Raw genomic sequence first — 22,924 nt, 5'->3', positions numbered from 1 at the left:
GCCAGGCGGGGCGCCTTGGGGCGAGATTTCGCTTTGGGGGGTGGCGGGGTGGGGTGCGTGGGGTTCAGGGGGGAAGACCTGACGATCGGCAGGGGTGGGCGTGGGGGAGGGGGAAGTAGCCTCGAGGCGTGGAGAGTCGGAGAGGGTGGGATGTCCTCCTGTGGGGGGTCCTGGCCGCGCCCGCGTTGCTCGTGGACCGCGTGGGGCTGAACGAACCGCGCCCCGCCTGGCAGCAGGCCGCGGGAGCCGCCGCGCTGGCGCTGGCCGTCGGCGGCCGGCGACGGTGGCCGACGGGCGCGTTCGCGACGGCGGCAGGGCTGGGGCTCGCGGCGGCGCCCTCCCTGTTCACGCTCTCGTACGGGCCCGCCCTGGCGGTCTTCGCGCTGCTCATGGGCAGCCGCGCCGCCCGCGTCAGGCCCGCCCTCCTCACCTTCGGGGCCACCGCCCTGCTCGGCACCGCCAAGATCGCCGTACGCGAGGTCGACCCCGTGGTGGAGTGGCTCGTCCTCATGGGCACCCTCCTCTTCGGCGCCGTCTTCCCGTGGCTCGCGGGCCGATACCTGAGGCAGGGCCGGGAGCTGACCGCGGCAGGCTGGACCCGTGCGGCACACCTGGAGCGCGAGCAGCGCATCGTCGCCGACCGGGCCCGGCTGCGCGAACGGGCCAGGATCGCCCAGGACATGCACGACTCCCTCGGCCATGAGCTGAGCCTCATCGCGGTACGGGCCGGCGCCCTCCAGGTGGCCGCCGATCTGCCGGAACGGCATCGCGGCGCCGTCGCCGACCTGCGCGGGGCCGCATCGGACGCCACGGGCCGGCTGCACGAGATCATCGGGCTGCTGAGGGAAGAGGGGGACGAGGCCGCCCCCCTCGCCCCGGCGGGCGAAAGCGTGCGGGCCCTCGTGGAGAGGGCCGCGGCTTCGGGGCTCCCGGTCCGGTACGTCGTGGGGGATGCGGCGGGCGACCGTGCGGAGACGTCCGCGGGAGAGAGGGAGCGGGTCGTCTATCGCGTTGTTCAGGAAGCCCTCACCAACGCCGCCAAGCACGCCCCCGGCGCCCCCGTCACCGTAGAGGTGCGGGAAGCAGCCGTCGTCGTCACCAACGGAGCCGCCCGGCAGCCGGGTTCGGGCCCGGGGGCGGGCTCCGGCCTCGTAGGCCTGCGGGCCAGGGTCGAGGACCTCGGCGGCACCCTCGACGCGGGGCCGCACGGCGACGGCTTCCGCGTCGCCGTCCTGCTCCCCCCGCAGGACGGGTACATCCCCACTCCGGCGCCCGCACCCCTCAGCCCCGGCCCCAACCCCAGCCCCGCCCACGCACGCCGGCGCACCCTGCTGGCCTTCGGCGCCGCCCTGGCCACCGGCGTCCTGCTGGTCGGCGGCGCCTTCGCCTGGTATGCGTACTCCAGATCGCACGCGGTCCTCGAACCGGCCGACTTCGCGAGGCTGTCGGTCGGCCAGGCGCAGTCCGACGCCGAACGGCTGCTCCCCGACAGGGCCGCGTCCGACCCGCCCGACGAGCGCGCCCCGACCCCGCCGCCCAGAGGCGCCGACTGCCGCTACTACCGCGCCAGCGGTGAGCTCTTCGTCACCGTCGAGCACTTCAGGGTCTGCTTCAGGGACGGAGCCGTCGTGGAGAAGAGTGTGATCCCCAAGGCCGGACCCATGGGCGAGGTCCGGGAGCACGAGAAGGAGTGGGTGCGGTGATCCGCGTACTGCTGGCCGACGACGAGGCGATGATCCGCGCGGGCGTCCGCGCGATCCTCGCCGCCGGCGAGGACATCGAGGTCGTCGCGGAGGCGGGCGACGGCCGGGCGGCCGTCTCGCTGGCCCAGGCCCACCGGCCCGACGTCGCGCTGCTCGACATCCGCATGCCGGGGCTCGACGGCCTGGCCGCGGGCGAGGAGATCGTACGGACGATGCCCGGCACCGCGGTCGCGATGCTGACGACCTTCTCCGAGGACGCGTACGTCGCGCGGGCGCTCGGCGGCGGAGCCACCGGGTTCCTGCTGAAGTCCGGCGATCCGTACGAACTCATCGCGGGCGTACGTGCGGTGGCCGGCGGCGCCGCCTTCCTCTCGCCCAAGGTGGCCCGGCACGTCATCGACGGCTACGGCGCCCAGCGCACGGTCCGCGGCGCCGACGCCCGCGCGAGGACCGCGGCCCTCACCCCGCGCGAGCGCGAAGTGCTCGGGCTCGTCGGCGAGGGGCTCTCCAATCCGGAGATCGCCGCCCGGCTCCACCTCGTCGAGGGCACGGTCAAGGCATATGTGAGCGCGGTCCTCGACCGGTTGGAGGTCAAGAACCGCGTTCAGGCGGCGATCGTCGCCCACGAGGCGGGACTTGTGCGGCTCTGACACCTCACGCCTTGTGGGGCGGACGCCTCACGAGGCGTGGCTCCGACGCCTCAGCGGCGATGCGACGCGGGCCGCCGCTGCGGTGTCGCGTGCGGCTGCGCGACCGGCAGACCCGGTCCCGCGAACCACCTGACGACGCCCGTCGAGGAACCGCGCATCGCCTCGACGACACGCGCCACGGGCCGGGTCGCCAGCCGTACGAGGACGAAGGTGATCGCGGCGCCGAGGAGCAGTCCCACCAGCACGTCATGCGGATAGTGCACGCCCACGAACACCCGCGAGAACGCCATGAGCACGGCCATCGGCAGCGTCAGCGCCGCGATCCGCGGCCAGGCGAGCGCGAGGCCGACGGCCGCCGCGCCCGCGATCGTCGAGTGGTTGCTGGGGAAGGACCAGTCGCCGTACGCGGGGCACTCGACGATCGAGGTGAGCGCCCCGGAGACCGCCCGGCACGGACGCTCCTCGTCGATCGCGGACTTGAGCAGTTCGCTGCACACATAGGCCACCGCCGTGACGAGGGGCGCGAGAACGGCTATCGCGAGGGCGCGGGGGTCGCCGCGCCGTGCCCGCCACCAGGCGGCGATGAAGAGCACACCGAAGAGCAGCAGGCCGAGCTCCGTCCACACCTCGGCGAGATGCTGGAACCAGGTAGGGGTGTCGTGGGCGAAGTCGGTGACATCGCGATAGAGATCGTCGTCCATGGTGTCCATGATTACGGACGGTACGGAGTGGGGCCGAATCGTCACACCCGGCGATCGACCCGTCACACCCCCTGACGAAAGACAGGGGTACGAAAAGCGGAACACGCCGTTCCGTGATGATGATCCGCAAACTTTGTGACTCTGGGCGGCGGGTGGGGCAGGACAACGCGCGGATCTCTCGTAAGGTTTGGGCCGTGGGATCTCTGCGCAATCCGGTCGGGCCGCTTCCCTCCACCATCTACTGGCGTCGGAGGGCCGTTCTGCTGTCCTTGATCGGACTGATGGCGCTTCTGGTCGTGTGGGTGCTCACCATGGGGGGTGGGGGCAAGAACGACGGGGCCGACGGTCCTTCGGGCTCCGGACCCGCCACCTCCATCACACCGGGGCCCTCCAGTTCCGGGCCCGCCATCAGTCAAAACCCGGGCGGGCGCGACGAGTCGGACGACGAGGGCGACGGCGGCGGCTCCGGCTCCGGCGGTTCCGGCGGCGGCTCCGGTGACTCCGAGGGGTCGGGCGGCTCGGGCGCTTCCGGCGGCGACGGCAGCGGCTCGGACGACGGCGCCAAGGGCGGCGGCGGTTCGGGCGGCCAGCTCCCCGCGGGGTCGAGCCTGCCCAACTGCGTGAGCGGCGACGTGAAGTTGAAGCTGCGCAGCGTCCACAACCGGTACGAGGTCGGCGAGAAGCCGAAGTTCGAACTCATCGCCCTGAACAGCGCGGGCAAGGCCTGCAAGGTGGATCTCGGCGGCAAGAAGACGGTGCTGACGATCACTCAGGCCGACAGCGACAAGGAGATCTGGTCCTCGGCGGACTGCCCCTCCGGCGGCGGGAGCCTGTTGCTGCGGGTGCCGGGCGACGGGCGCGTCACGCGCACCGTCGAGTGGGACCGCCGGGGGAGCGAACCGCACTGCGCCACGCCTCCGGCGGCGAGCGCGAAGCCGGGGACGTACCTGATCGAGGCCACGTCACCCGGACTCGGTTCGGTGCAGGCGTCGTTCGTGCTTGAGGACAGTTAACTACCGAGTGATCGGGTGGGTGGGCGGGAAAATCACCACCCACTCACCCGCACCCTCCAGCCGTCCCGCTCAGACGTACCGCTCCAGGATCGAAGACTCCGCAAGCCGCGAGAGCCCCTCGCGCACGCTCCGGGCGCGGGCCTCGCCCACCCCGTCCACCGTCTGAAGGTCGTCGACGCTCGCGGCGAGCAGCTTCTGCAGCCCCCCGAAGTGCTCCACGAGCCGGTCGATGATCGCCCCGGGCAGCCGCGGCACCTTCGCCAGGAGGCGGAAGCCCCGCGGGGAGACCGCGGAGTCCAGGGCCTCGGGCGAGCCCGTGTACCCCAACGCCCGCGCCACGGTCGGCAGTTCAAGCAGCTCCGCGTGCGACAGCGCGTCCAGTTCGAAGAGCGCCTCCTCGACCGTGCGGGAGCGCTTCGCGGTCGGTTCGGGCACGTAGTCCCGGACGACCAGCTCGCGCTCGGGCTCGACGCCCGCGATCAACTCGTCCAGCTGGAGGGCGAGAAGACGGCCGTCGGTGCCGAGCTCCACCACGTACTCGGCGATCTCCGTGGCGATGCGGCGCACCATCTCCAGGCGCTGGGCGACGGCCGTGACATCGCGGACCGTCACCAGGTCCTCGATCTCCAGGGCCGACAGCGTGCCCGCCACCTCGTCGAGGCGCAGTTTGTAGCGCTCCAGGGTCGCGAGGGCCTGGTTGGCGCGGGACAGGATCGCCGCCGAGTCCTCCAGGACCTTGCGCTGTCCGTCCACGTAGAGCGCGATCAGGCGCATGGACTGGGAGACGGAGACGATGGGGAAGCCCACCTGCTTGGACACGCGGTCCGCGGTGCGGTGCCGGGTGCCCGTCTCCTCCGTGGGGATCGTCGGGTCGGGGACGAGCTGCACGCCCGCCCGCAGGATCTTGGTGATGTCCTTGTCGACGACGATGCCGCCGTCGAGCTTGCACAGCTCGCGCAGGCGCGTCGCCGTGAACTCGACGTCCAGGATGAAGCCGCCCGTACACATCGATTCGACGGTCTTGTCCCAGCCGAGGACGATGAGCCCTCCGGTGTTGCCGCGGAGGATGCGCTCCAGTCCGTCGCGCAGGCCCGTGCCGGGCGCGACCGCGCTCAGGGAGGCGCGCATCAGCCCTTCGGCACCGGAGCTCCCGCCGGGCTTGCCGGGAGCTGACGCCCGGTCGTTGGCTGCCACTGCACTCCTCGGGTCGCGGGTTGTCCTAGCCCCGGTCCGGACGACTGCTTCGTACGGATGGGCGAGACCAGGGCAAAGTCTACCGGCGCTCTTCGCCCTCCCGTGGGGCCTCTCTGCGACGCGACCTCGGAAGGACTCGCAGCGCGTCCCCCATGTCGGCGACTTCGGTGACCTTCATACCGGGCGGGACCTTGCCCGGATCGGCGGGTACGAGGGCATGTGTGAAGCCCAGACGGTGCGCCTCGGCCAGCCTGCGTTGGACCCCCGTGACCCGTCTGACCTCGCCCGCGAGGCCCACCTCGCCGATCGCCACGAGATTTTTCGGCAGCGGGGTGTCGCTCGCCGCGCTGGCCAGGGCGAGCGCGATCGCGAGGTCCGCGGCCGGCTCGGAGAGCTTCACGCCGCCGACCGTCGCGCTGTAGATGTCGCGCTTGCCCAGGGCGGTGATGCGGCCCCGCTGCTCCAGGACGGCCAGCATCATCGAGACCCGGGAGGTCTCCAGGCCGGACGTGGTGCGCCTGGGGGAGGGGATCTGCGAGTCGACGGTGAGCGCCTGGACCTCGGCAACGAGCGGGCGGCGGCCTTCGAGCGTGACGGTCAGGCAGGTGCCGGGGACGGCCTCCGTGCGGCGGGTGAGGAAGAGGCCGCTGGGGTCGGCGAGGCCGGTGATGCCCTCGTCGTGCAGCTCGAAGCAGCCGACCTCGTCCGTCGTCCCGTACCGGTTCTTGACGCCCCGTACGAGACGCAGGCGCGCGTGGCGGTCGCCCTCGAAGGACAGGACGACGTCCACGAGGTGCTCCAGAAGGCGGGGGCCCGCGATCGCGCCGTCCTTCGTGACGTGGCCGACCAGGAGCGTCGACATGGCGCGCTCCTTGGAGGCGCGGATCAGCGCGCCCGCCACCTCGCGGACCTGGGCCATGCCGCCCGGCGCCCCGTCGATCTCCGGCGAGGCGATCGTCTGGACCGAGTCGAGGATCAGGAGGGACGGCTTCACCGCGTCCAAGTGGCCCAGAACGGCGGCGAGATCGGTCTCCGCCGCCAGGTAGAGGTGGTCGTCGATCGCCTTGATGCGGTCGGCGCGCAGGCGGACCTGGCTCGCCGACTCCTCACCCGTGACGTACAGGGTGCGGTGCTCGTCGCTCGCCGACTTCGCCGCGACGTCCAGGAGGAGCGTCGACTTGCCGACGCCCGGCTCGCCCGCGAGGAGCGCCACGGCGCCGGGGACGAGGCCGCCGCCCAGGACGCGGTCGAACTCGGGCACGCCGGTGGAGCGCGCGGTGGCCTGGCGGCCGTCGACCTGGCCGATGGGCAGGGCGGAGGAGGTGACCCGGCCGGGGGCGGTGGTGCGGACCGCGGGCGCGCCGTACTCCTCGACCGTCCCCCAGGCCTGGCACTCGGGGCAGCGGCCGAGCCACTTGGCCGTCTGCCAGCCGCACTCGGTGCAGCGATAGGACGGCCGGTCTTTGGCGGACTTCGTACGGGTGGCCATGAACCGAACCGTAGCGGGCGCCACTGACAACGCTGACAACGTGCTGACAACGGCGCACGCGCTCCGTTCCGCTCGGGGGCGCGCGTCACGGAATCATGGGTTCCTGTCCCCTTTTGAGGGATCTGTTCACCCGTAAGGATTAAATGTGCTCAAGTGGGAAGAGGGCCCCGGCATCATCCGCCTAACTTCGCACGGGTGATGAGCAGCAGGCCGGAAACCCCCACCCAAGCAACCGGCGCACACCGGGCGCATCGTGACGCGCGCCAGCGCGTTGTGCCCCGCTCGGTGCCGCAGGCGCCCCCCGCACGCTATGAGCCCTGTCTGGACGGCCTGTTCACGTACTGCCTGTCCGTGCTCTGCGATCACGACGCCGCGACCGCCGCCCTGGGCGACGTCCTCGCCATCGCCGAGCGCCGCGGCTCCCGCGGCCCCGACACCGAGGCCGAACTGAAGTCCTGGCTGTACGCACTCGCCCGCTGGGTCTGCCTGCGCGCCCTCGCCGACGCCAAGCGCAAGCGGCAGGGCGCGCACGCCTCCGGAGCGGCGTCCCGCGTCCCGAAGCAGGACGGGGCCGACGCGCCGCCGGACGAGACGCAGCGGCAGCGCCGCCGTGAACTCGCCCAGCTGGCCTGGCCGGAGGCCGCGGGGACGACGCCCGAACAGCGCGAGGCCCTGGAACTCGCCGTACGCCACCAGCTCACCCCCAAGGAAGTCGCCGCGGTCATCGGCATGGACCTCGTGAAGGCGCGCGACCTGCTCGCGTCCGCCGCCTGCGAGGTGGAGCGCACCCGCGCCGCGCTCGCCGTCGTGGAGACCGGCACCTGCCCGATCGTCGCCCGCCTCACCGGCGACAACCAGCTCCTCCTGGGCACGGCCCTGCGCCGCGAACTGGTCCGGCACGTCGACGACTGCCCGCGCTGCCGCCGCACCGCCGAGCGCGCCGGCTCCGGTGCCTGGCCCGGCACGGCCGCGTCGCCCGCGGCGCTGCCCGTCATCGAGGCACCCCGGGCCGCCGTGCACATGGCGATGGCGCATGTCCCGCGCGCGCGGGGCGCCGCTCCGCGCTTCGACCGGCGCGGCTTCCCGATGGACCCCAAGGACCACGCGGCCCGCCGCGACCGGATGCGCGCGCGTGCCGTGACGACGACGGTCGTCGCCACCGTGGTGGCCGCCCCCGTGCTCGCGCTCTGGGCGGCGTACCGGGGCGCGCCCCTGACCGGCGAGGGCCAGGACGGCCGCTCGGTCAGCGCGAGCGAGGACGGCTCCGACTCGATGAACGGCGACCGCAGGCGCGAGGACTACGAGAACGCGGGCAACGCCGACACCCCGCCCGACCCCCGCTTCACCGCGGGCAGCCGCTCGCCGGACGTCTCCGTGGAGGTCATCAGCCCCGGGGCGCCCCCGTCCCGTTCGGGGACCGGCGCGGGACGCCTCACCGTCCAGGCGCAGTCGAGCGGCGGCACGACACTGATCACGCTCTCCGCGTCCGGGGGCGAGCCGGTCCACTGGTCGGCGAGCTCCGGGGCGTCCTGGCTCTACCTGAGCCGTGCGTCCGGGACGCTCTCACCGGGGGAGACGTTCACGATCAGGGTGTATGTCGACCACGCGCGCGAGCCGGCCGGACACTGGAGCGCACGCGTCTCCATCGCACCCTCGGGGGCGATCATCTCGATCGACGGGTACGGCAACGGATCGGGCCGCCCGACCCATCCCGGCCCCAGGCCGATCCCGACGCCGCCGAAGCCCAGGCCGACGCCCTCGACCCCGGACCCGACACCCACGCCGCCGGACCCGGACCCCACCCCCAGCTCCCCGGACCCGACCCCGACGCCGTCGGACCCCGGGGACTCGTCACCACCGCCGAGCGACAGCGGTGGCCCGAGTCCGAGCGAAAGTTAGTCCGCCTTCCGGGGAGGATCCGCGGGATGCGGCGCGAGCAACGGCAGCTGGGACGCGAGGCGTTCCTCGCACAGCTCCGCGAGCCGGTCGTACCCCTCCTTGCCCATCAGCTCCGTCAGCTCGGGGCGGTAGGAGACGTACACCGGGTCACCGGCGCCGTGCGCCGACGTCGCCGACGTGCACCACCAGTGCAGGTCGTGGCCTCCGGGGCCCCAGCCGCGCCGGTCGTACTCCCCGATCGTCACCTGCAGGACGCGCGTGTCGTCGGGCCGGTCGATCCAGTCGTACGTCCGCCGGACCGGCAGCTGCCAGCAGACGTCCGGCTTCGTCTCCAGCGGCTCACGCCCCTCCTTCAGCGCCAGGATGTGCAGCGAGCACCCGGCGCCCCCGGCGAAACCGGGGCGGTTCTGGAAGATGCAGGAGCCGTTGTACGGACGGGTCTGGCGTTCGCCGTCGTCGTCGGTCGACACCCAGCCGCTCACCGTGCCGATGTCGTGGTGCTGCCAGATGTCGGGGGTGAGCCGCGCCACGGACTCGGCGACCCGCTTCTCGTCGTCCTCGTCCGAGAAGTGCGCGCCCAGCGTGCAGCAGCCGTCGTCCGCCCGGCCCGCCTGGATGCCCTGGCAGCCACTGCCGAAGATGCAGCTCCACCGAGAGGTCAGCCATGTCAGATCGCAGCGGAAGACCTGCTCGTCGTCCGCGGGATCCGGGAACTCCACCCAGGCGCGGGCGAAGTCGAGGCCCTTCTCGTCCGGCTGCACCTTCCCCGGCTTCCCCGACTGCTTCTTTGACTTCGTTTTGTCGGTCTTCGCCTTTTTCGTCTTTGGCACGTCTCCAGGGTATGCGCGCGGTACCCGGTCCGAGGACCAGCGACGGCCGTACGCGCAGTAGCGTTCCGTATATGAGACTCGGTGTCCTCGACGTAGGTTCGAACACGGTGCATCTGCTGGTGGTGGACGCCCACCCCGGTGCGCGCCCCCTGCCCGCTTACTCGCACAAGGCGGACCTGCGCCTCGCCCAACTGCTCGACGACGCCGGTGCCATCGGCCCCGAAGGCGTCGATCTCCTCGTCCGCACCGTGCGGGACGCGATGGAGGCCGCCGAGGACAAGGGCGTGGAGGATCTGCTGCCGTTCGCGACCTCCGCCGTCCGCGAGGCCAGCAACGCCGACCAGGTCCTGGCCCGGGTCAAGGAGGAGACCGGCGTCGACCTCCAGGTCCTCTCCGGCGCCGAGGAGGCCCGCCTCACCTTCCTCGCGGCCCGCCGCTGGTTCGGCTGGTCGGCGGGAAAGCTCCTGGTCATCGACATCGGCGGCGGCTCGCTCGAAATCGCGTACGGGATCGACGAGGAACCGGACGCGGCGGTCAGCCTGCCGCTCGGCGCGGGCCGCCTCACCTCGGCCTGGCTGACCCAGGACCCGCCGGACCCCGCCGACGTGCGGGCGTTGCGACGGCACGCGCGCGCCCAGATCGCGCGCACGGTGGGCGAGTTCACCCGCTTCGGCGCCCCGGACCACGTCGTGGCGACGTCGAAGACGTTCAAGCAGCTGGCCAGGCTCGCGGGCGCCGCGCGCTCCGCCGAGGGCCTCTACGTCCAGCGCGAGCTGAAGCGGAAGTCCCTGGAGGACTGGGTCCCGCAGCTGGCCGCGATGACGGCGGCCGAGCGTGCCGAGCTGCCCGGGGTCTCCGAGGGGCGGGCGGGACAACTGCTCGCGGGGGCGCTCGTCGCCGAGGGTGCGATGGATCTCTTCGGCGTCGAGACGCTGGAGATCTGCCCGTGGGCGCTGCGCGAGGGCGTGATCCTGCGCCGGCTCGACCACCTTCCGGCCACCCAGGTCGCCACCAACGACGACGACGCGTAGACGTACGTCACATCCGGCCCGGGTGTGCGGGAGACCACCTCCCCGGTGCCCGGGCGCGGCCCGTACGCTGTCCCTCGTGGCAGAACCAGTGGTGCGCATCCCGGATGCGAAGGTCGCCCTGTCGACGGCCTCGGTCTATCCGGAGTCGACGGCGACGGCCTTCGAGATCGCCGCACGCCTGGGTTACGACGGTGTCGAGGTCATGGTGTGGACCGACCCCGTGAGCCAGGACGTCGAGGCCCTGCGCAGACTCAGCGACTACCACCAGATCCCGATCCTCGCCGTTCACGCCCCTTGTCTGCTGATCACGCAGCGCGTGTGGTCCACGGACCCCTGGGTGAAGCTCCAGCGCGCGCAGGCCGCCGCCGAGAAGCTGGGCGCGTCGACCGTCGTCGTGCATCCGCCCTTCCGCTGGCAGCGGGGGTACGCGAACGCCTTCGTCGACGGAATCTGGCGGATGGCGGACGAGACGGACGTCCGGTTCGCTGTGGAGAACATGTATCCGTGGCGCTACCGCGACCGCGAGATGCTCGCCTACGCCCCCGACTGGGACGTCACCAAGGACGACTACCGCCACTTCACGGTCGACCTCAGCCACACCGCGACCGCCCGCACGGACGCGATGCAGATGATCGACCGCATGGGCGACCGCCTCGGGCACGTCCACCTCGCCGACGGCAAGGGCTCCGCGAAGGACGAGCACCTGGTGCCCGGCCGCGGCACGCAGCCGTGCGCCGAACTCCTGGAGCGCCTCGCGACGACCGGCTTCGACGGCCACGTCGTCATCGAGGTCAATACGCGCCGGGCGATGTCCAGCGCCGAACGCGAGGCCGACCTCGCCGAGGCCCTCGCCTACACGCGGCTGCATCTGGCGTCCGCGGTGAAGGTGCCCCGGTCGTGACGGCGTCGGCACGGGGCGGTGCGGCACAGGACGGTGCGGCACCCCGCCGCAGGGGGCGCCCCTCCCGTACGCAGTCCGCCGAGGGCCCGGCGATGCGGGACCGCATCCTGGAGGCGGCCCGCACCGAGTTCTCCGCCCGTGGGTACGAGAAGACGTCCGTGCGCGGGATCGCCAAGGCCGCCGGGGTGGACTCGGCGCTCGTGCACCACTACTTCGGTACGAAGGAGCAGGTCTTCGCCTCGTCGATCGAGGTGGCCTTCGCGCCCGCGCTCGACGCCCCTTCGGCGATCGAGGACGGCCCCCTCGACGGCGTCGGCGAGCGCCTGACCCGCTTCATCTTCGGCGTGTGGGAGAACCCCGCGACCCGCGTCCCGCTCCTGGCGATCGTGCGCTCGGCGGTGAACAACGACACGGCGGCTGCCGTCTTCCGCCGCCTCATCGCGGCGCAGCTCCTCGGCAGGATGGCGAGCCGGATCGACCAGCCGGACGCGGAGCTGCGGGCGGAACTGGCGGCCGCGCAGCTCGTCGGCACGGCGATGCTGCGGTACGTGATCCAGGTGGAGCCGCTCGCGTCGGCGGACCCGGAGGCGATCATCGCCCGGATCGCCCCGGTGGTGCAGGGGCATCTGACCGGGCCCTGAGGTCCTCCGGGCAGGCCGCTCACCGAGACGGCCGTCCCGATATCCGGACAGCCTGTCCAGATCGTGGAGCGGCGGCGTACGCTCGACAGCAGTCATATCTCTCTGAAGATGGCTTCTGCTACCCGGATTCTCCGATCCTGAAGGAGCGAGCGACGATGCCCGAGCTCAGGTCCCGCACAGTCACCCACGGCCGCAACATGGCGGGCGCGCGCGCCCTTATGCGTGCCTCCGGTGTACCCGGCGCGGACATCGGGCGTAAGCCGATCATCGCCGTCGCCAACTCCTTCACCGAGTTCGTCCCGGGCCACACCCACCTGCAGCCGGTCGGCCGGATCGTCTCCGAGGCGATCACCGCGGCGGGCGCCATCCCCCGCGAGTTCAACACCATCGCGGTGGACGACGGCATCGCGATGGGCCACGGCGGCATGCTCTACTCCCTGCCCTCCCGCGACCTGATCGCGGACTCGGTGGAGTACATGGTGGAGGCGCACTGCGCCGATGCCCTGATCTGCATCTCGAACTGCGACAAGATCACCCCCGGCATGCTGAACGCGGCCCTGCGCCTCAACATCCCGACGGTCTTCGTCTCCGGCGGCCCGATGGAGGCCGGCAAGGCCACGCTGGTCGACGGCACGGTCCGAAAGCTGGACCTGGTCAACGCGATCAGTGACGCGGTCGACGAGAGCGTCTCGGACGAGGACATCCTCCGTATCGAGGAGAACGCCTGCCCGACGTGCGGCAGCTGTTCGGGCATGTTCACCGCCAACTCCATGAACTGCCTGACCGAGGCCATCGGCCTCTCCCTGCCGGGCAACGGCTCGATGCTCGCCACGCACACCGGCCGCAAGGCGCTGTACGAGAACGCGGGCCGGACGGTCGTCGAGATCGCCAAGCGCTACTACGACGGCGACGACGCGTCGGTCCTGCCGCGCAACATCGCCACGCGCGCCGCCTTCGACAACGCCATGGCGCTCGACATCTCCATGGGCGGCTCCACCAACACGATCCTGCACCTCCTGGCCGCCGCCCAGGAAGCGGAGCTCGACTACACCCTGGCCGACATGGACGCCGTCTCGCGCCGCGTGCCCTGCCTGGCCAAGGTCGCCCCGAACGTCGCCCCCGGCGGCACGTACTACATGGAGGACGTGCACCGCGCCGGCGGCATCCCCGCGATCCTCGGCGAGCTGTACCGCGCGGGCCTCCTGAACGAGGACGTGCACACGGTCCACTCCGCGTCCATCAAGGACTGGCTGGAGACGTGGGACGTGCGCGGCGGTTCGCCGTCGGACGAGGCGGTCGACCTCTGGTACGCGGCCCCGGGCTGCGAGCGCTCGGCGACCGCCTTCTCCCAGTCGAAGCGCTGGGACAGCCTGGACACGGACGCCGCGGGCGGCTGCATCAGGGACGCGGCCCACGCGTACTCGAAGGACGGCGGCCTCGCGGTCCTCAAGGGCAACCTCGCCGTGGACGGCTGTGTCGTGAAGACGGCGGGCGTCGACGAGTCGATCTGGACGTTCGAGGGTCCGGCCGTGGTCTGCGAGTCGCAGGAAGAAGCGGTCGACAAGATCCTCAAGAAGCAGATCAAGGAAGGCGACGTGGTCGTCATCCGCTACGAGGGCCCCAAGGGCGGCCCCGGCATGCAGGAGATGCTCTACCCCACCTCCTTCCTGAAGGGCCGCGGCCTCGGCAAGGCCTGCGCCCTGGTCACGGACGGCCGCTTCTCCGGCGGCACGTCGGGCCTGTCGATCGGCCACGCGTCGCCCGAGGCGGCGTCCGGCGGCACGATCGCCCTGGTCGAGGACGGCGACCGCATCCGCATCGACATCCCGAACCGTGGCATCGAACTCCTCGTGGACGACGTCGAGCTGACCCGCCGCCGCGAGGCCCTGGGCGGCGTCTACGCCCCCAAGTCCCGTGAGCGCAAGGTCTCGGCGGCCCTGCGGGCCTACGCGGCGATGGCCACGAGCGCGGACCGCGGCGCGGTGCGCGACGTGTCGAAGCTCGGCTAGGCAGCCGGCCCGGCGAAGCCGCAACCGTCCCGCCTCGCTCACGCGTCCACCCTGTGACGAACATGCAGAGGGCGGCCCCGAGCCGCCGCTTCACGGGGGAGAGAAGCATGAGCGAGAACGTCATCGCACCGGAGTCGGCGCAGGCCGTCGAGGCGGTCGAGGCCGCGGCGGCACGGACGTACGCGATCGCGGCGGACGTCAACGTCCGCTCCGGCCCGGGTACGTCGTACGGCAAGGTGGGCCGCCTCTCGGCGGGCACCCGAGTGACGATCCAGTGCCAGAAGCCGGGCGAGAACGTCACGGGTCCGACCGGCACGTCGAAGCTCTGGGACCGCATCGGCAGCGGTCGCTACGTCTCCGACACGTACGTCCGCACGGGCAGCGACGGTTACGTGGCGCCTCGCTGCTGATACGCACGACAGGCACGGCACGGCACGGACGGCCGAGGCCGCCGAAGTTCACCCGGACTTCGGCGGCCTCGTCGCGTCGAACGAGAACACGGTGTTCTTGGCCGCCGTCACGACCACCACACGCCCCGAGACCGCGACCCGCGGACTCGCGTTCACCTCACCGGCGAGGCCCTCCGCCCGCGGATCCGTGGTCCAGAGGGGTGTGCCGCCGCGCGGCGAGAGGGCGACGACGCGTCCGCTGGCCGAGCTGAAGTACAGGGCCCCGGCACCTGACCCGGTGCCGCTGCCGCCGACCGGATTCGCGTCCGGCACGGGCCCGGAAGCGCCCTCGACGTTCGTCTGCCGGGACCACTTCTGCCGGCCGGTCGCCGGATCCACCGCGCTGATCCGCCCGGTCTGCTCCGTGAAGTAGACCGTGCCGTCCGCGATGCCGGACGTGGCGCCGTACGTCTTCTTCAGCGGCCGGGCCGAGACACGGCCGCTGCCCGGCTCGACCCGCAGCACCTTGTCGTACCCGATGAACTCGGGCCCCTTCAGACGCTGGTGAAGGAGGACGAGCCTGCCCTCGCTGTCACCCACCGGGTGCACGGGCCCCTCGACCGGGATGCCCTTGCCGAAGGTGCCCCCCTTGAGGTCGAGAGTGTGGAGGACGGGATGGTTCACCTCGACGTTGTCGACCTCGGCGGAGGGCGCGCACATCGCGTACATCCGCTGGCCCGCCGGGACCGGTGTGCACTCCGAGCCCGCGGGGAACGGCGTCGACCAGAGCGAACGCCCGCTGTGCGCGTCCCTGGCCTCGACGTGCGTACGGCCCGCGTCGACCGAGAGGACCGTCGAGCCGGAGAGGACCGCGTCCTGCGAACGCCCGGTGTAGATCTGGGACTGGCTGCCGATCGGCCGTGACCACAGTTCCTTGCTGGTCCTGGCGTCCAGGGCCGCCAGTTCGACGGGTTTGCCGGACGACGCGCCATCCGGGATGCGGTAGCCGAGGACGGTGTCGTTGGTCGCGCCCACGATGTGCATGCCCTGCATGGGCACACCGGGGCTCTGGACCTTCCAGACCTCCTTGCCGTCGGAGATCCGCAGCCGGCTCGCGATGACTCCGCCGCCCCCGCAGAACAACGCGTCCCCGCGTGGCACGCAGCGCACCTCGTCCGGGATGCCCTTGTCGTTGGGCACCGTCGTGCGCCACGGCCGGAAGCCGCCGGGCAGAGGGGCCTCGGCCGCCGCGACGGTGCGGTCCTTGCCGTCGCCGTCATCACCGGTGGATTCGTCGGACGAGCCGAGCTGGAGCGCCGCGATCCCGCCGCCGAGCGCGGCCACGGCTACGGCGGCGGCGAGCACGGTGCGCCAACGACGGCGTGGGCGAGGGGTGTTGAGAGCACCGTCGGCTGCCGCTTCGGCTTCGGCTGGACCTGACCCGGGCCCGGTCCTGTCCACGGAGGACCGGTGATGCTGGGTATCGATGTCCCGCGTACGACTGGCCCGCACCCCGGCCGCGTCCCCCAACTCGACCGGCAGGTCCCGCAGCCGTTCCAGGAGCTGGTCCGCGGAGGGCCGCGCGTCGGGGTCCTTGTCGAGGCACGGCTCGACCACCGCACGCAGCGCGGCCGGTACGGCGTCCAGCTCCGGCGCCTCGTGCACCACTTGATACGCCGTCATATATGGGCTGTCCGCATCGAACGGCCCCTGCCCCGTCGCCGCGTACACCAGCAGCGTGCCCAGCGAGAAGACGTCGGAGCGCGGCCCGACGCCGCGCGGCGCCTGCAACTGCTCCGGCGACATGAAGGGCGGCGTGCCGATGACCCGCCCCGTCATCGTCAGCGTCTGCTGGTCCGCGGCGCGCGAGATGCCGAAGTCGATGACGCGCGGCCCCTCGGGCGAGAGCACGACGTTCGAGGGCTTGAGGTCACGGTGCACGACGCCCACCCGGTGGATGTCACGCAGCGCCTCCGTCAGACCGATGGCGAGCGTACGCAGATCCGCGCCGGTCAGCGGGCCGTTCTTGGCGATCTGCTGGGCGAGGGTGTGTCCCTCTATATAGGTCGTCGCCATCCACGGGTGCTCGGCCTCCGGGTCGGCGTCGATCACGGCGGCGGTGAACGCTCCGCTGACCCGCCGTGCCGCCGCGACCTCCTGCCGGAAGCGGATGCGGAATTCCTCGTCCCCCGCGAACTGCTGGTGGATCAGCTTGATCGCCACGGGCCGCCCGGACGCCGTGCGCGCCAGGTAGACGGTGCCCATGCCGCCCGAGCCGAGCCGTGCCTCGAGCGGGTAACCGCCGATCTCGGCGGGGTCACCTCCGCGGAGCGACACTCTCGACCTCCCGTCCCGCGTGCACCAGTTTTCGCATGAGCCCGTTTATCGGTCCTGCCCCACAAACTAGCCGCCGAGTGGTAGGGGAGGGCAAGGCGGGGGACGAATAGGGCGAGCCTGCCCGGCGAGGTCCTGGACCCGCACCGCGGCCACGGCGGGCGATACTCGACGGGTGAGCGCAGATTCCAGCACCCCCGACAGCACGGGCACGGCAGCCGCGGCACCTTCGACGGCCCCCGGCCCGCAGCCCGAGCCCCTCCGCTTCTTCGGCACGACCTGGGTCGGCCACGACAACGGCTACGGAATGCGCCGCGCGGGCGTCGCGGTGGGCTCGCTGCTGGCGGCGGCGGCCGGCTGCTTCGTGCTGCGCTTCGCGTACGAGGGCATGGCGGTCGCGGACGTGGGGACGTTCGTGAACTTCCTGGTCCTCATCATGTTCTCGATCTGCAGCGCGGTCGCCTTCCGCCGCACCTGGGAGGGGTTCACCCGGCGCCACGACCCGGCGTCCCAGTCGTCGATGCGCGGCCTCCTGACGATCGGCTTCGTGGGCGTACTCCTCGCCCACTTCTTCCGCTCCCTCACCGAGGCCCCCGGCGAAAAGCTCCACCGCGAGGAATACGAAGCAGCCCGCCAGCAGTACACCCAACGCACCGCCCGCCGCACTGGCAACCCCTCCCGGAAGAAGAGAAGAGCCTGAGCAGCCCGCACGCGCGGCAGATCCACGCCCAGCCCTCCCGCCCCACCCCCGAAGCGGTCACGATGAGGGTATGGATGATCACGCCGCGTCTCCCTTCGCCCTCTCCTTCGACTCCGTGGCCGCCCAGTACGCCGCCGCCCGCCCCGGCTATCCGCCCCACCTCTTCACCACCGTCGAGGAACTCGCGGAACTACCCCTGCACGGCGCCCGTACCGTCGACGTGGGTGCCGGTACCGGTATAGCCACCCGTCTCCTCCTGGACCGAGGCGCGCGGGTCGTGGCCGTGGAACCGGGCCCCGCCATGGGTGCCCAGCTGCGGGCGGCGCTGCCGGACACCCCTCTCCTGCGGGCCGTCGGCGACGCTCTCCCCCTCGCGGACGACACGGCCGACCTCATCACCTACGCCCAGTCCTGGCACTGGACCGACCCGGCCCGCTCCCTGTCGGAGGCACTACGGGTCCTGCGCCCCGGCGGCGCGCTCGCCCTCTGGTGGAACGTGCCCGACCCGGACACAGCCTGGACCGTCGACCAGGAGGAACGCCTCAAGTCGCGCCTCCCCGGCTATCACACGCACGGCATCACGGCCGACGCCGCCGGGATCATCCTCGGCCTGTTCCCGGACCTCCGTCCGGTCTACCGCCGCCTGTACTGGACCCGCCGCGTCCCCGTCGACGTACACCTCGCGCACCTCGGCAGCCGCTCCTACTTCGCGGTGCTCGGCCCGGAGAAGTCCGCACCGGTCCTCGCCGCCGAGCGCGCACATCTGCTCGACCTCTTCCCGGACGGGACGGTGGAGGAGGCATACGCCGTGGACCTCACGGTCGTACGCAATCTCCGCCCCGCCCCCCGGTAGCGCCGCCGGAAGCCCTTGACGGCCCCCGCGCCGGAGACGCCATAATCATCACATGATGAATATTGAGGAACCGCCTGCCATCGAGGCGGCGGACCTGACCGTCGTCCGAGGCCCCCGCACCGTCCTGAAGGGCCTGGACTTCACCGTCCCGAAGGGACAGATCACCGGCCTCCTGGGCCCCTCGGGGTGCGGCAAATCCACCCTCATGCGCGCCACGGTCGGCACCCAGGCCAAGGTCATCGGCACCCTGAAGGTCCTAGACCAGCCGGCCGGCGCCCCCGGCCTCCGCTCCCGCATCGGCTACGTCACCCAGAGCCCCTCGGTCTACGACGACCTCACCGTCCGCCAGAACCTGGACTATTTCGCAGCCGTCCTTGACCCCGGCCGCGGCCCCGCCGCCCACCGCCGCCACGAACACGTCACGCGGGCCATCGAAGACGTCGACCTCACGACCCACGCCGACGCCCTCGCGGGCAACCTCTCCGGCGGCCAGCGCAGCCGCGTCTCCCTGGCGGTCGCCCTCCTCGGCGCCCCGGAACTCCTCGTGCTCGACGAACCCACCGTCGGCCTCGACCCCGTACTCCGCCGCGACCTGTGGAACCTCTTCCACTCCATCGCCGCTGACCGAGGCACCACGATCCTCGTCTCCTCGCACGTCATGGACGAGGCCGAACGCTGCCACCGCCTCCTCCTGATGCGCGAGGGCGAGCTCCTCGCCGACGACACCCCGGAGGCCCTGCGCACCCGCACCGCCACCGAAACCGTCGAAGCGGCCTTCCTCCACCTGGTCGACGAGGCAGTAGCCGCCCAGAAGTCCCCTGACACCACCCCCACCAGGAGCCCCCGATGAACACCTACCGCACCTTCGCCACCGCGGCCCGTGTCCTGCGGCAGCTCCGCCACGACCCCCGCTCCATCGCGCTGATGCTGCTCGTCCCCTGCGTGATGCTCCTGCTCCTGCGGTACGTGTTCGACGGCAGCCCGCAGACCTTCGACTCCATCGGCGCCTCGCTCCTCGGCATCTTCCCCCTCATCACGATGTTCCTGGTGACCTCCATCGCCACCCTCCGCGAACGCACCTCGGGCACCCTCGAACGCCTCCTCGCGATGCCCCTCGCCAAGGGCGACCTCATCGCGGGCTACGCCCTCGCCTTCGGTTTCCTCGCCGTCATCCAGTCCGTCCTCGCCACCGGCCTGGCCCTGTGGGCCCTCGGCCTCGACGTCACCGGCTCCGCCTGGCTGCTGCTCCTGGTCGCTCTCCTCGACGCCCTGCTCGGCACGGCACTCGGGCTCTTCGTCTCCGCCTTCGCGGCATCCGAGTTCCAGGCCGTCCAGTTCATGCCGGCCGTGATCTTCCCCCAGCTCCTCCTCTGCGGCCTGTTCACTCCGCGCGACCAGATGCAGCCCGCCCTCGAAGCGATCTCGAACGTCCTCCCCATGTCCTACGCCGTGGACGGCATGAACGAAGTCCTCCGCCACCCCGACATCACCGGCGACTTCATCCGCGACGCCGTCATCGTCGCGGGCTGCGCCGTACTCGTCCTCGCCCTGGGTGCCGCCACCCTCCGCCGCCGCACCGCCTGACCCACCAATGCGAGGATGACCCCACCCAGCTGAAGCGCTGACCCGCTAGCCCCGCACCTGGAGGGTGACCCACACATGCCCCAGCCCGTAGCAGTCATCGGCACCGGCAAGATCGGCGAAGCCCTCCTCAGCGGAATGATCCGGGCCGGCTGGGCCCCCGCCGACCTCCTGGTCACCACCCGACGCTCCGAACGCGCCGCGGAACTCCGCACCCGCTACGGCGTCGACCCCGTCAGCAACGCCGAAGCCGCCAAGCAGGCCGACACCCTCATCCTCGCCGTCAAGCCGCAGGACATGGGCCGCCTCCTGGAGGAACTCGCCCCGCACATCGCCCCCGACCGCCTGGTCATCAGCGCCGCCGCCGGCATCACCACCTCCTTCATCGAGGAGCACCTCGCCGAAGGCACCCCCGTCGTCCGCGTCATGCCCAACACCCCGGTCCTCGTGGACGAAGGCATGTCCGTCATCTCCGCGGGCAGCCAGGCCACCGCCGCGCACCTCGCCCACGCCGAAGCGATCTTCGGCGCCGTCGGCAAGACCCTCCGCGTCCCCGAGACCCAGCAGGACGCCTGCACGGCCCTCTCCGGCTCAGGCCCGGCGTACTTCTTCTACCTGGTCGAGGCCATGACCGACGCGGGCATCCTCCTCGGCCTGCCCCGCGACAAGGCGCACGACCTCATCGTCCAGGCCGCGATCGGCGCCGCCGTGATGCTCCGCGACAGCGGCGAACACCCGGTCAAGCTCCGCGAGAACGTCACCTCCCCGGCCGGCACCACCATCAACGCCATCCGCGAACTCGAGAACCACGGCGTACGAGCAGCCCTCATCGCCGCCCTCGAAGCCGCCCGCGACCGCAGCCGCGAACTGGCCTCCGGCAACAACAGCTAGCCGACCGACCGGGGCAGGAGGGCCGGGGGCGCCCTCCCGGCGCCCCCAACACCGACCCTTCCCCACCCCCGGAAGCCCCCGCATCACCGCGTCACCGCCTCACGCCCTCACCGCCCCGCGGCGTCGACGACAGCCTCCGTGGTCAGCACCTCGGCGAAGTGCCCGCCGTGCAGCGAAACCGCCGTGGCCTGCGCCAGCTCCTCCGCACTGCGCCGCCAGCCGAACGGCCCCTCAAGGTCGAACGTGTGCGTGGCATCCAGCGCGCACAGCACCCGATACCCCAAGTTCCCTCCCATCCGCGCCGTCGTCTCCACGCACATGTTGGTCTGGATCCCGGCCACGACGAACTCGTCGATCCCCTCCGCCTTGAACCACGCGTCCAGATCCGGCGTCCCGTAGAAGGCAGAGTTCACGGTCTTCTTCACGAACAGCTCCGACCCGGCCCCCTTCCCACGCCGCTGCTCGACGTACTCCTTGAAGTCGTTGCCCTCATGCCCCAGTCGCAGCGGCGACCGCGGATGAGACGAGTCATGCCGTACGAAGACGACCGGCCGCCCCGTGGCCTGCCAGGTGTCGATGAGCGACGCGATGTTCTCGTCGGCCCCCGGGTTGTTCCGCGCTCCCCAGAACTCCTCCTCCTCGAACCCCTTCTGCACGTCCACCACGACCAGCGCTGCGTTGCCTGCGATCTCCATGACGACGATGCTGCCAACGCACCACCCTCGGGCCCAGAGGGAAGAAAGCCATCGACCGATGGTTTACTGCCACCGTGCCCAAGCCTCCCGTCACCGCCGCGACCCCCGCCACAGCGGTCACCACAGCCACCACCGCCCCACAGCGCACCGCCCCACAGCGCATCGCCCTGCTCGCCTTCCCCGGCATCCGCGCCTTCGACGTCTCGGTCATCACGGAGGTCTGGGGCACGGACCGCACCGACCGAGGCGTACCCCCCTTCAATCTCCGCCGTGTCGGCACCGACCCCGCCCCCGTCCCGATGCGCGGCGCCCTCACCCTCGCCCCCGACCGCACCCTCGCCTGGCTGAACCGCCTCACCGGCAGCGACCTGATCGTCGTCCCCGGCCTCGACGACCACCTCACCCCCGCACCACCCCCGGTCCTGGAAGCCCTGCGCAAGGCGCACACCCGAGGCACCACCATCGCGGCCCTCTGCGGCGGCGCCTTCACCCTCGCCCAGGCAGGCCTCCTCGACGGCCGCCGCGCGATCACCCACTGGGGCCTCGTCGACCTGCTCCGTGCCCACCACCCCCTCGTCTCCGTCGAACCCGACGCCCTCTTCATCGAGGACGACAACATCTGGACCGCCGCAGGCACGGCCGCCGGCATCGACCTCTGCCTGCACCTGGTCCGCAAGGCCCACGGCTCCGAAGCAGCCGCGACCATCGCCCGCTCGATGGTCACCGCCCCCTTCCGAACCGGCACCCAGGCCCAGTTCATCGAGCACCCCACCCCGCACGCCGACCGCGACGCCGATGCCCTCGCCTCCGTACGCGAGTACGCCCTTTGTCACCTCCACGAACCGCTCACCGTCACCGACCTCGCCGCCCAGGCAGGTATGTCGGCACGCACCTTCGCCCGTCACTTCACCGCGGCCACCGGCACCACTCCACTGCGCTGGCTGTTGGACCAGCGCCTGGCGGCCGCGCAGAAGCTCCTCGAACGCACCGACCTGCCCATGCCCGAAGTCGCACGCCGCGCGGGCTTCGGCAGCGAGGTCACCATGCGCCAGCACTTCGCATCGCGCCTCACCACCAGCCCCCGCGCCTACCGCGCCTCGTTCACCGGCGGCAGCAGACCGATCGCGCGATAAGCGGTGTCCACCGTCGGCCTGGCCATCGCCCTCGCCCGCTCGGCCCCCCGCCGCAACACCTCCTCTACATACGCGGGGTCGGCAACCAGCTCCTTGTGCCTCTCCTGCAGGGGCCTCAAGAGCTCCACCACGGCGTCGGCGGTGTCCTTCTTCAAAGCCCCGTACGTCTCGTATGCACCGCTCAAGCCCTCGGGGTTCCCACCCTCACAAGACGCAAGAATCTCCAGCAGATTCGAGATGCCCGGCTTGGCCTCACGGTCGTACTCGACCTCGGACCCGCTGTCGGT

Annotated in this window: 22 protein-coding genes (1 of these 22 only partly in view); 15 read left to right on the top strand and 7 right to left on the bottom strand. The window is 71.8% G+C overall.

Annotated elements, in window-relative coordinates; all coding sequences use genetic code 11:
- Positions 1 to 128: 128 nt before the first annotated feature.
- Together OG302_RS19390 and OG302_RS19385 are read left to right on the top strand one after the other, a co-directional pair.
- The gene (locus OG302_RS19390) at positions 129 to 1,703 is read left to right on the top strand and encodes a sensor histidine kinase (protein ID WP_371527930.1); all 1,575 of its coding nucleotides are present in this window, start codon (positions 129 to 131) and stop codon (positions 1,701 to 1,703) included.
- Positions 1,700 to 2,353: a response regulator gene (locus OG302_RS19385; RefSeq protein ID WP_371527929.1), complete on the top strand. Its 654-nt coding sequence runs from the start codon at positions 1,700 to 1,702 to the stop codon at positions 2,351 to 2,353. The genes OG302_RS19390 and OG302_RS19385 overlap by 4 nt, the downstream gene beginning before the upstream one ends.
- A 50-nt stretch (positions 2,354 to 2,403) precedes the next feature.
- Here the strand turns inward: OG302_RS19385 and OG302_RS19380 are convergent, their stop codons facing one another.
- Complete coding sequence (locus tag OG302_RS19380; protein ID WP_371527928.1) at positions 2,404 to 3,063, bottom strand: phosphatase PAP2 family protein; 660 nt, start codon at positions 3,061 to 3,063, stop codon at positions 2,404 to 2,406.
- Positions 3,064 to 3,248: 185 nt separating this feature from the next.
- Here OG302_RS19380 and OG302_RS19375 point away from each other — a divergent pair, with 185 nt between their 5' ends.
- The gene (locus OG302_RS19375; RefSeq protein WP_371527927.1) at positions 3,249 to 4,067 is read left to right on the top strand and encodes a hypothetical protein; all 819 of its coding nucleotides are present in this window, start codon (positions 3,249 to 3,251) and stop codon (positions 4,065 to 4,067) included.
- Between the two features lie 69 nt (positions 4,068 to 4,136).
- Here the strand turns inward: OG302_RS19375 and disA are convergent, their stop codons facing one another.
- Together disA and radA are read right to left on the bottom strand one after the other, a co-directional pair.
- The gene (disA, locus tag OG302_RS19370) at positions 4,137 to 5,261 is read right to left on the bottom strand and encodes a DNA integrity scanning diadenylate cyclase DisA (RefSeq protein ID WP_249588570.1); all 1,125 of its coding nucleotides are present in this window, start codon (positions 5,259 to 5,261) and stop codon (positions 4,137 to 4,139) included.
- Positions 5,262 to 5,340: 79 nt separating this feature from the next.
- Positions 5,341 to 6,750 (bottom strand): DNA repair protein RadA, encoded by a 1,410-nt coding sequence (gene radA / locus OG302_RS19365; protein ID WP_371527926.1) that lies wholly within the window; start codon positions 6,748 to 6,750, stop codon positions 5,341 to 5,343.
- A 198-nt stretch (positions 6,751 to 6,948) separates the two neighbouring features.
- On the opposite strand from radA, the gene OG302_RS19360 reads away from it, so the two are divergent.
- Positions 6,949 to 8,649, top strand: coding sequence for a hypothetical protein (locus OG302_RS19360; RefSeq protein WP_371527925.1), 1,701 nt, complete (start codon positions 6,949 to 6,951; stop codon positions 8,647 to 8,649).
- Here the strand turns inward: OG302_RS19360 and OG302_RS19355 are convergent.
- Positions 8,646 to 9,479 (bottom strand): hypothetical protein, encoded by an 834-nt coding sequence (locus OG302_RS19355; protein WP_371527924.1) that lies wholly within the window; start codon positions 9,477 to 9,479, stop codon positions 8,646 to 8,648. The genes OG302_RS19360 and OG302_RS19355 overlap by 4 nt on opposite strands.
- Before the next feature lie 71 nt (positions 9,480 to 9,550).
- On the opposite strand from OG302_RS19355, the gene OG302_RS19350 reads away from it, so the two are divergent.
- The 5 genes from OG302_RS19350 to OG302_RS19330 all read left to right on the top strand — a co-directional run bounded on the left by OG302_RS19350 (position 9,551) and on the right by OG302_RS19330 (position 14,471).
- A complete protein-coding gene (locus tag OG302_RS19350; RefSeq protein WP_371527923.1) occupies positions 9,551 to 10,510 on the top strand; it encodes a Ppx/GppA family phosphatase in 960 nt (319 codons plus the stop codon).
- 76 nt (positions 10,511 to 10,586) lie between these two features.
- The gene (locus tag OG302_RS19345) at positions 10,587 to 11,411 is read left to right on the top strand and encodes a sugar phosphate isomerase/epimerase family protein (RefSeq protein ID WP_371527922.1); all 825 of its coding nucleotides are present in this window, start codon (positions 10,587 to 10,589) and stop codon (positions 11,409 to 11,411) included.
- The gene (locus OG302_RS19340; protein ID WP_361829481.1) at positions 11,408 to 12,052 is read left to right on the top strand and encodes a TetR family transcriptional regulator; all 645 of its coding nucleotides are present in this window, start codon (positions 11,408 to 11,410) and stop codon (positions 12,050 to 12,052) included. The genes OG302_RS19345 and OG302_RS19340 overlap by 4 nt, the downstream gene beginning before the upstream one ends.
- Positions 12,053 to 12,207: 155 nt before the next feature.
- Positions 12,208 to 14,061, top strand: coding sequence for a dihydroxy-acid dehydratase (ilvD, locus tag OG302_RS19335; protein ID WP_371527921.1), 1,854 nt, complete (start codon positions 12,208 to 12,210; stop codon positions 14,059 to 14,061).
- A gap of 107 nt (positions 14,062 to 14,168) precedes the next feature.
- A complete protein-coding gene (locus OG302_RS19330; RefSeq protein ID WP_371527920.1) occupies positions 14,169 to 14,471 on the top strand; it encodes an SH3 domain-containing protein in 303 nt (100 codons plus the stop codon).
- Between the two features lie 48 nt (positions 14,472 to 14,519).
- Here OG302_RS19330 and OG302_RS19325 read toward each other — a convergent pair whose 3' ends face one another.
- A complete protein-coding gene (locus OG302_RS19325; RefSeq protein WP_371527919.1) occupies positions 14,520 to 16,787 on the bottom strand; it encodes a protein kinase in 2,268 nt (755 codons plus the stop codon).
- A 172-nt stretch (positions 16,788 to 16,959) separates the two neighbouring features.
- Here OG302_RS19325 and OG302_RS19320 point away from each other — a divergent pair, with 172 nt between their 5' ends.
- From OG302_RS19320 to proC, 5 genes are all read left to right on the top strand, one after another.
- Positions 16,960 to 17,484, top strand: coding sequence for an EamA/RhaT family transporter (locus OG302_RS19320; RefSeq protein ID WP_371527918.1), 525 nt, complete (start codon positions 16,960 to 16,962; stop codon positions 17,482 to 17,484).
- A gap of 70 nt (positions 17,485 to 17,554) precedes the next feature.
- The gene (locus tag OG302_RS19315; protein ID WP_371527917.1) at positions 17,555 to 18,337 is read left to right on the top strand and encodes a class I SAM-dependent methyltransferase; all 783 of its coding nucleotides are present in this window, start codon (positions 17,555 to 17,557) and stop codon (positions 18,335 to 18,337) included.
- Between the two features lie 52 nt (positions 18,338 to 18,389).
- Positions 18,390 to 19,187, top strand: a complete 798-nt coding sequence (locus OG302_RS19310) for an ABC transporter ATP-binding protein (protein ID WP_371527916.1) — start codon at positions 18,390 to 18,392, stop codon at positions 19,185 to 19,187.
- Positions 19,184 to 19,921 (top strand): ABC transporter permease, encoded by a 738-nt coding sequence (locus tag OG302_RS19305; RefSeq protein ID WP_361829495.1) that lies wholly within the window; start codon positions 19,184 to 19,186, stop codon positions 19,919 to 19,921. Before OG302_RS19310 ends, OG302_RS19305 begins: the two co-directional genes overlap by 4 nt.
- Before the next feature lie 75 nt (positions 19,922 to 19,996).
- Positions 19,997 to 20,809, top strand: a complete 813-nt coding sequence (gene proC / locus OG302_RS19300; RefSeq protein ID WP_371527915.1) for a pyrroline-5-carboxylate reductase — start codon at positions 19,997 to 19,999, stop codon at positions 20,807 to 20,809.
- A gap of 107 nt (positions 20,810 to 20,916) precedes the next feature.
- On the opposite strand, the gene OG302_RS19295 is transcribed toward proC, so the two are convergent.
- A complete protein-coding gene (locus OG302_RS19295) occupies positions 20,917 to 21,504 on the bottom strand; it encodes a cysteine hydrolase family protein (protein ID WP_371527914.1) in 588 nt (195 codons plus the stop codon).
- 161 nt (positions 21,505 to 21,665) lie between these two features.
- On the opposite strand from OG302_RS19295, the gene OG302_RS19290 reads away from it, so the two are divergent.
- Positions 21,666 to 22,637, top strand: coding sequence for a GlxA family transcriptional regulator (locus OG302_RS19290; RefSeq protein ID WP_371750170.1), 972 nt, complete (start codon positions 21,666 to 21,668; stop codon positions 22,635 to 22,637).
- Here the strand turns inward: OG302_RS19290 and trpS are convergent.
- Positions 22,592 to 22,924, bottom strand: partial view of a tryptophan--tRNA ligase gene (trpS, locus tag OG302_RS19285; RefSeq protein ID WP_371527913.1) — the end only. 678 nt of this gene lie beyond the right edge of the window; 333 of the gene's 1,011 nt are visible here — the last part of the coding sequence; its start codon lies beyond the right edge, outside the window; the stop codon is at positions 22,592 to 22,594. The two genes, OG302_RS19290 and trpS, sit on opposite strands and share 46 nt — an antisense overlap.

This window comes from Streptomyces sp. NBC_01283 (assembly GCF_041435335.1).
Lineage (GTDB): Bacteria > Actinomycetota > Actinomycetes > Streptomycetales > Streptomycetaceae > Streptomyces.
The sequence above is the reverse complement of the archived record's forward strand: the minus strand, read 5'-3'. Positions and strand labels throughout refer to the sequence as shown.

Excerpts from the sequence above, each read along its gene's own strand:
- OG302_RS19380 (WP_371527928.1), bottom strand. The coding sequence starts at position 3,063 with ATGGACACCATGGACGACGATCTCTATCGCGATGTCACCGACTTCGCC.
- radA (WP_371527926.1), bottom strand. The coding sequence starts at position 6,750 with ATGGCCACCCGTACGAAGTCCGCCAAAGACCGGCCGTCCTATCGCTGC.
- OG302_RS19360 (WP_371527925.1), top strand. The coding sequence starts at position 6,949 with ATGAGCAGCAGGCCGGAAACCCCCACCCAAGCAACCGGCGCACACCGG.
- OG302_RS19350 (WP_371527923.1), top strand. The coding sequence starts at position 9,551 with ATGAGACTCGGTGTCCTCGACGTAGGTTCGAACACGGTGCATCTGCTG.
- ilvD (WP_371527921.1), top strand. The coding sequence starts at position 12,208 with ATGCCCGAGCTCAGGTCCCGCACAGTCACCCACGGCCGCAACATGGCG.
- OG302_RS19330 (WP_371527920.1), top strand. The coding sequence starts at position 14,169 with ATGAGCGAGAACGTCATCGCACCGGAGTCGGCGCAGGCCGTCGAGGCG.
- OG302_RS19315 (WP_371527917.1), top strand. The coding sequence starts at position 17,555 with ATGGATGATCACGCCGCGTCTCCCTTCGCCCTCTCCTTCGACTCCGTG.
- OG302_RS19310 (WP_371527916.1), top strand. The coding sequence starts at position 18,390 with ATGATGAATATTGAGGAACCGCCTGCCATCGAGGCGGCGGACCTGACC.
- OG302_RS19305 (WP_361829495.1), top strand. The coding sequence starts at position 19,184 with ATGAACACCTACCGCACCTTCGCCACCGCGGCCCGTGTCCTGCGGCAG.
- proC (WP_371527915.1), top strand. The coding sequence starts at position 19,997 with ATGCCCCAGCCCGTAGCAGTCATCGGCACCGGCAAGATCGGCGAAGCC.
- OG302_RS19295 (WP_371527914.1), bottom strand. The coding sequence starts at position 21,504 with ATGGAGATCGCAGGCAACGCAGCGCTGGTCGTGGTGGACGTGCAGAAG.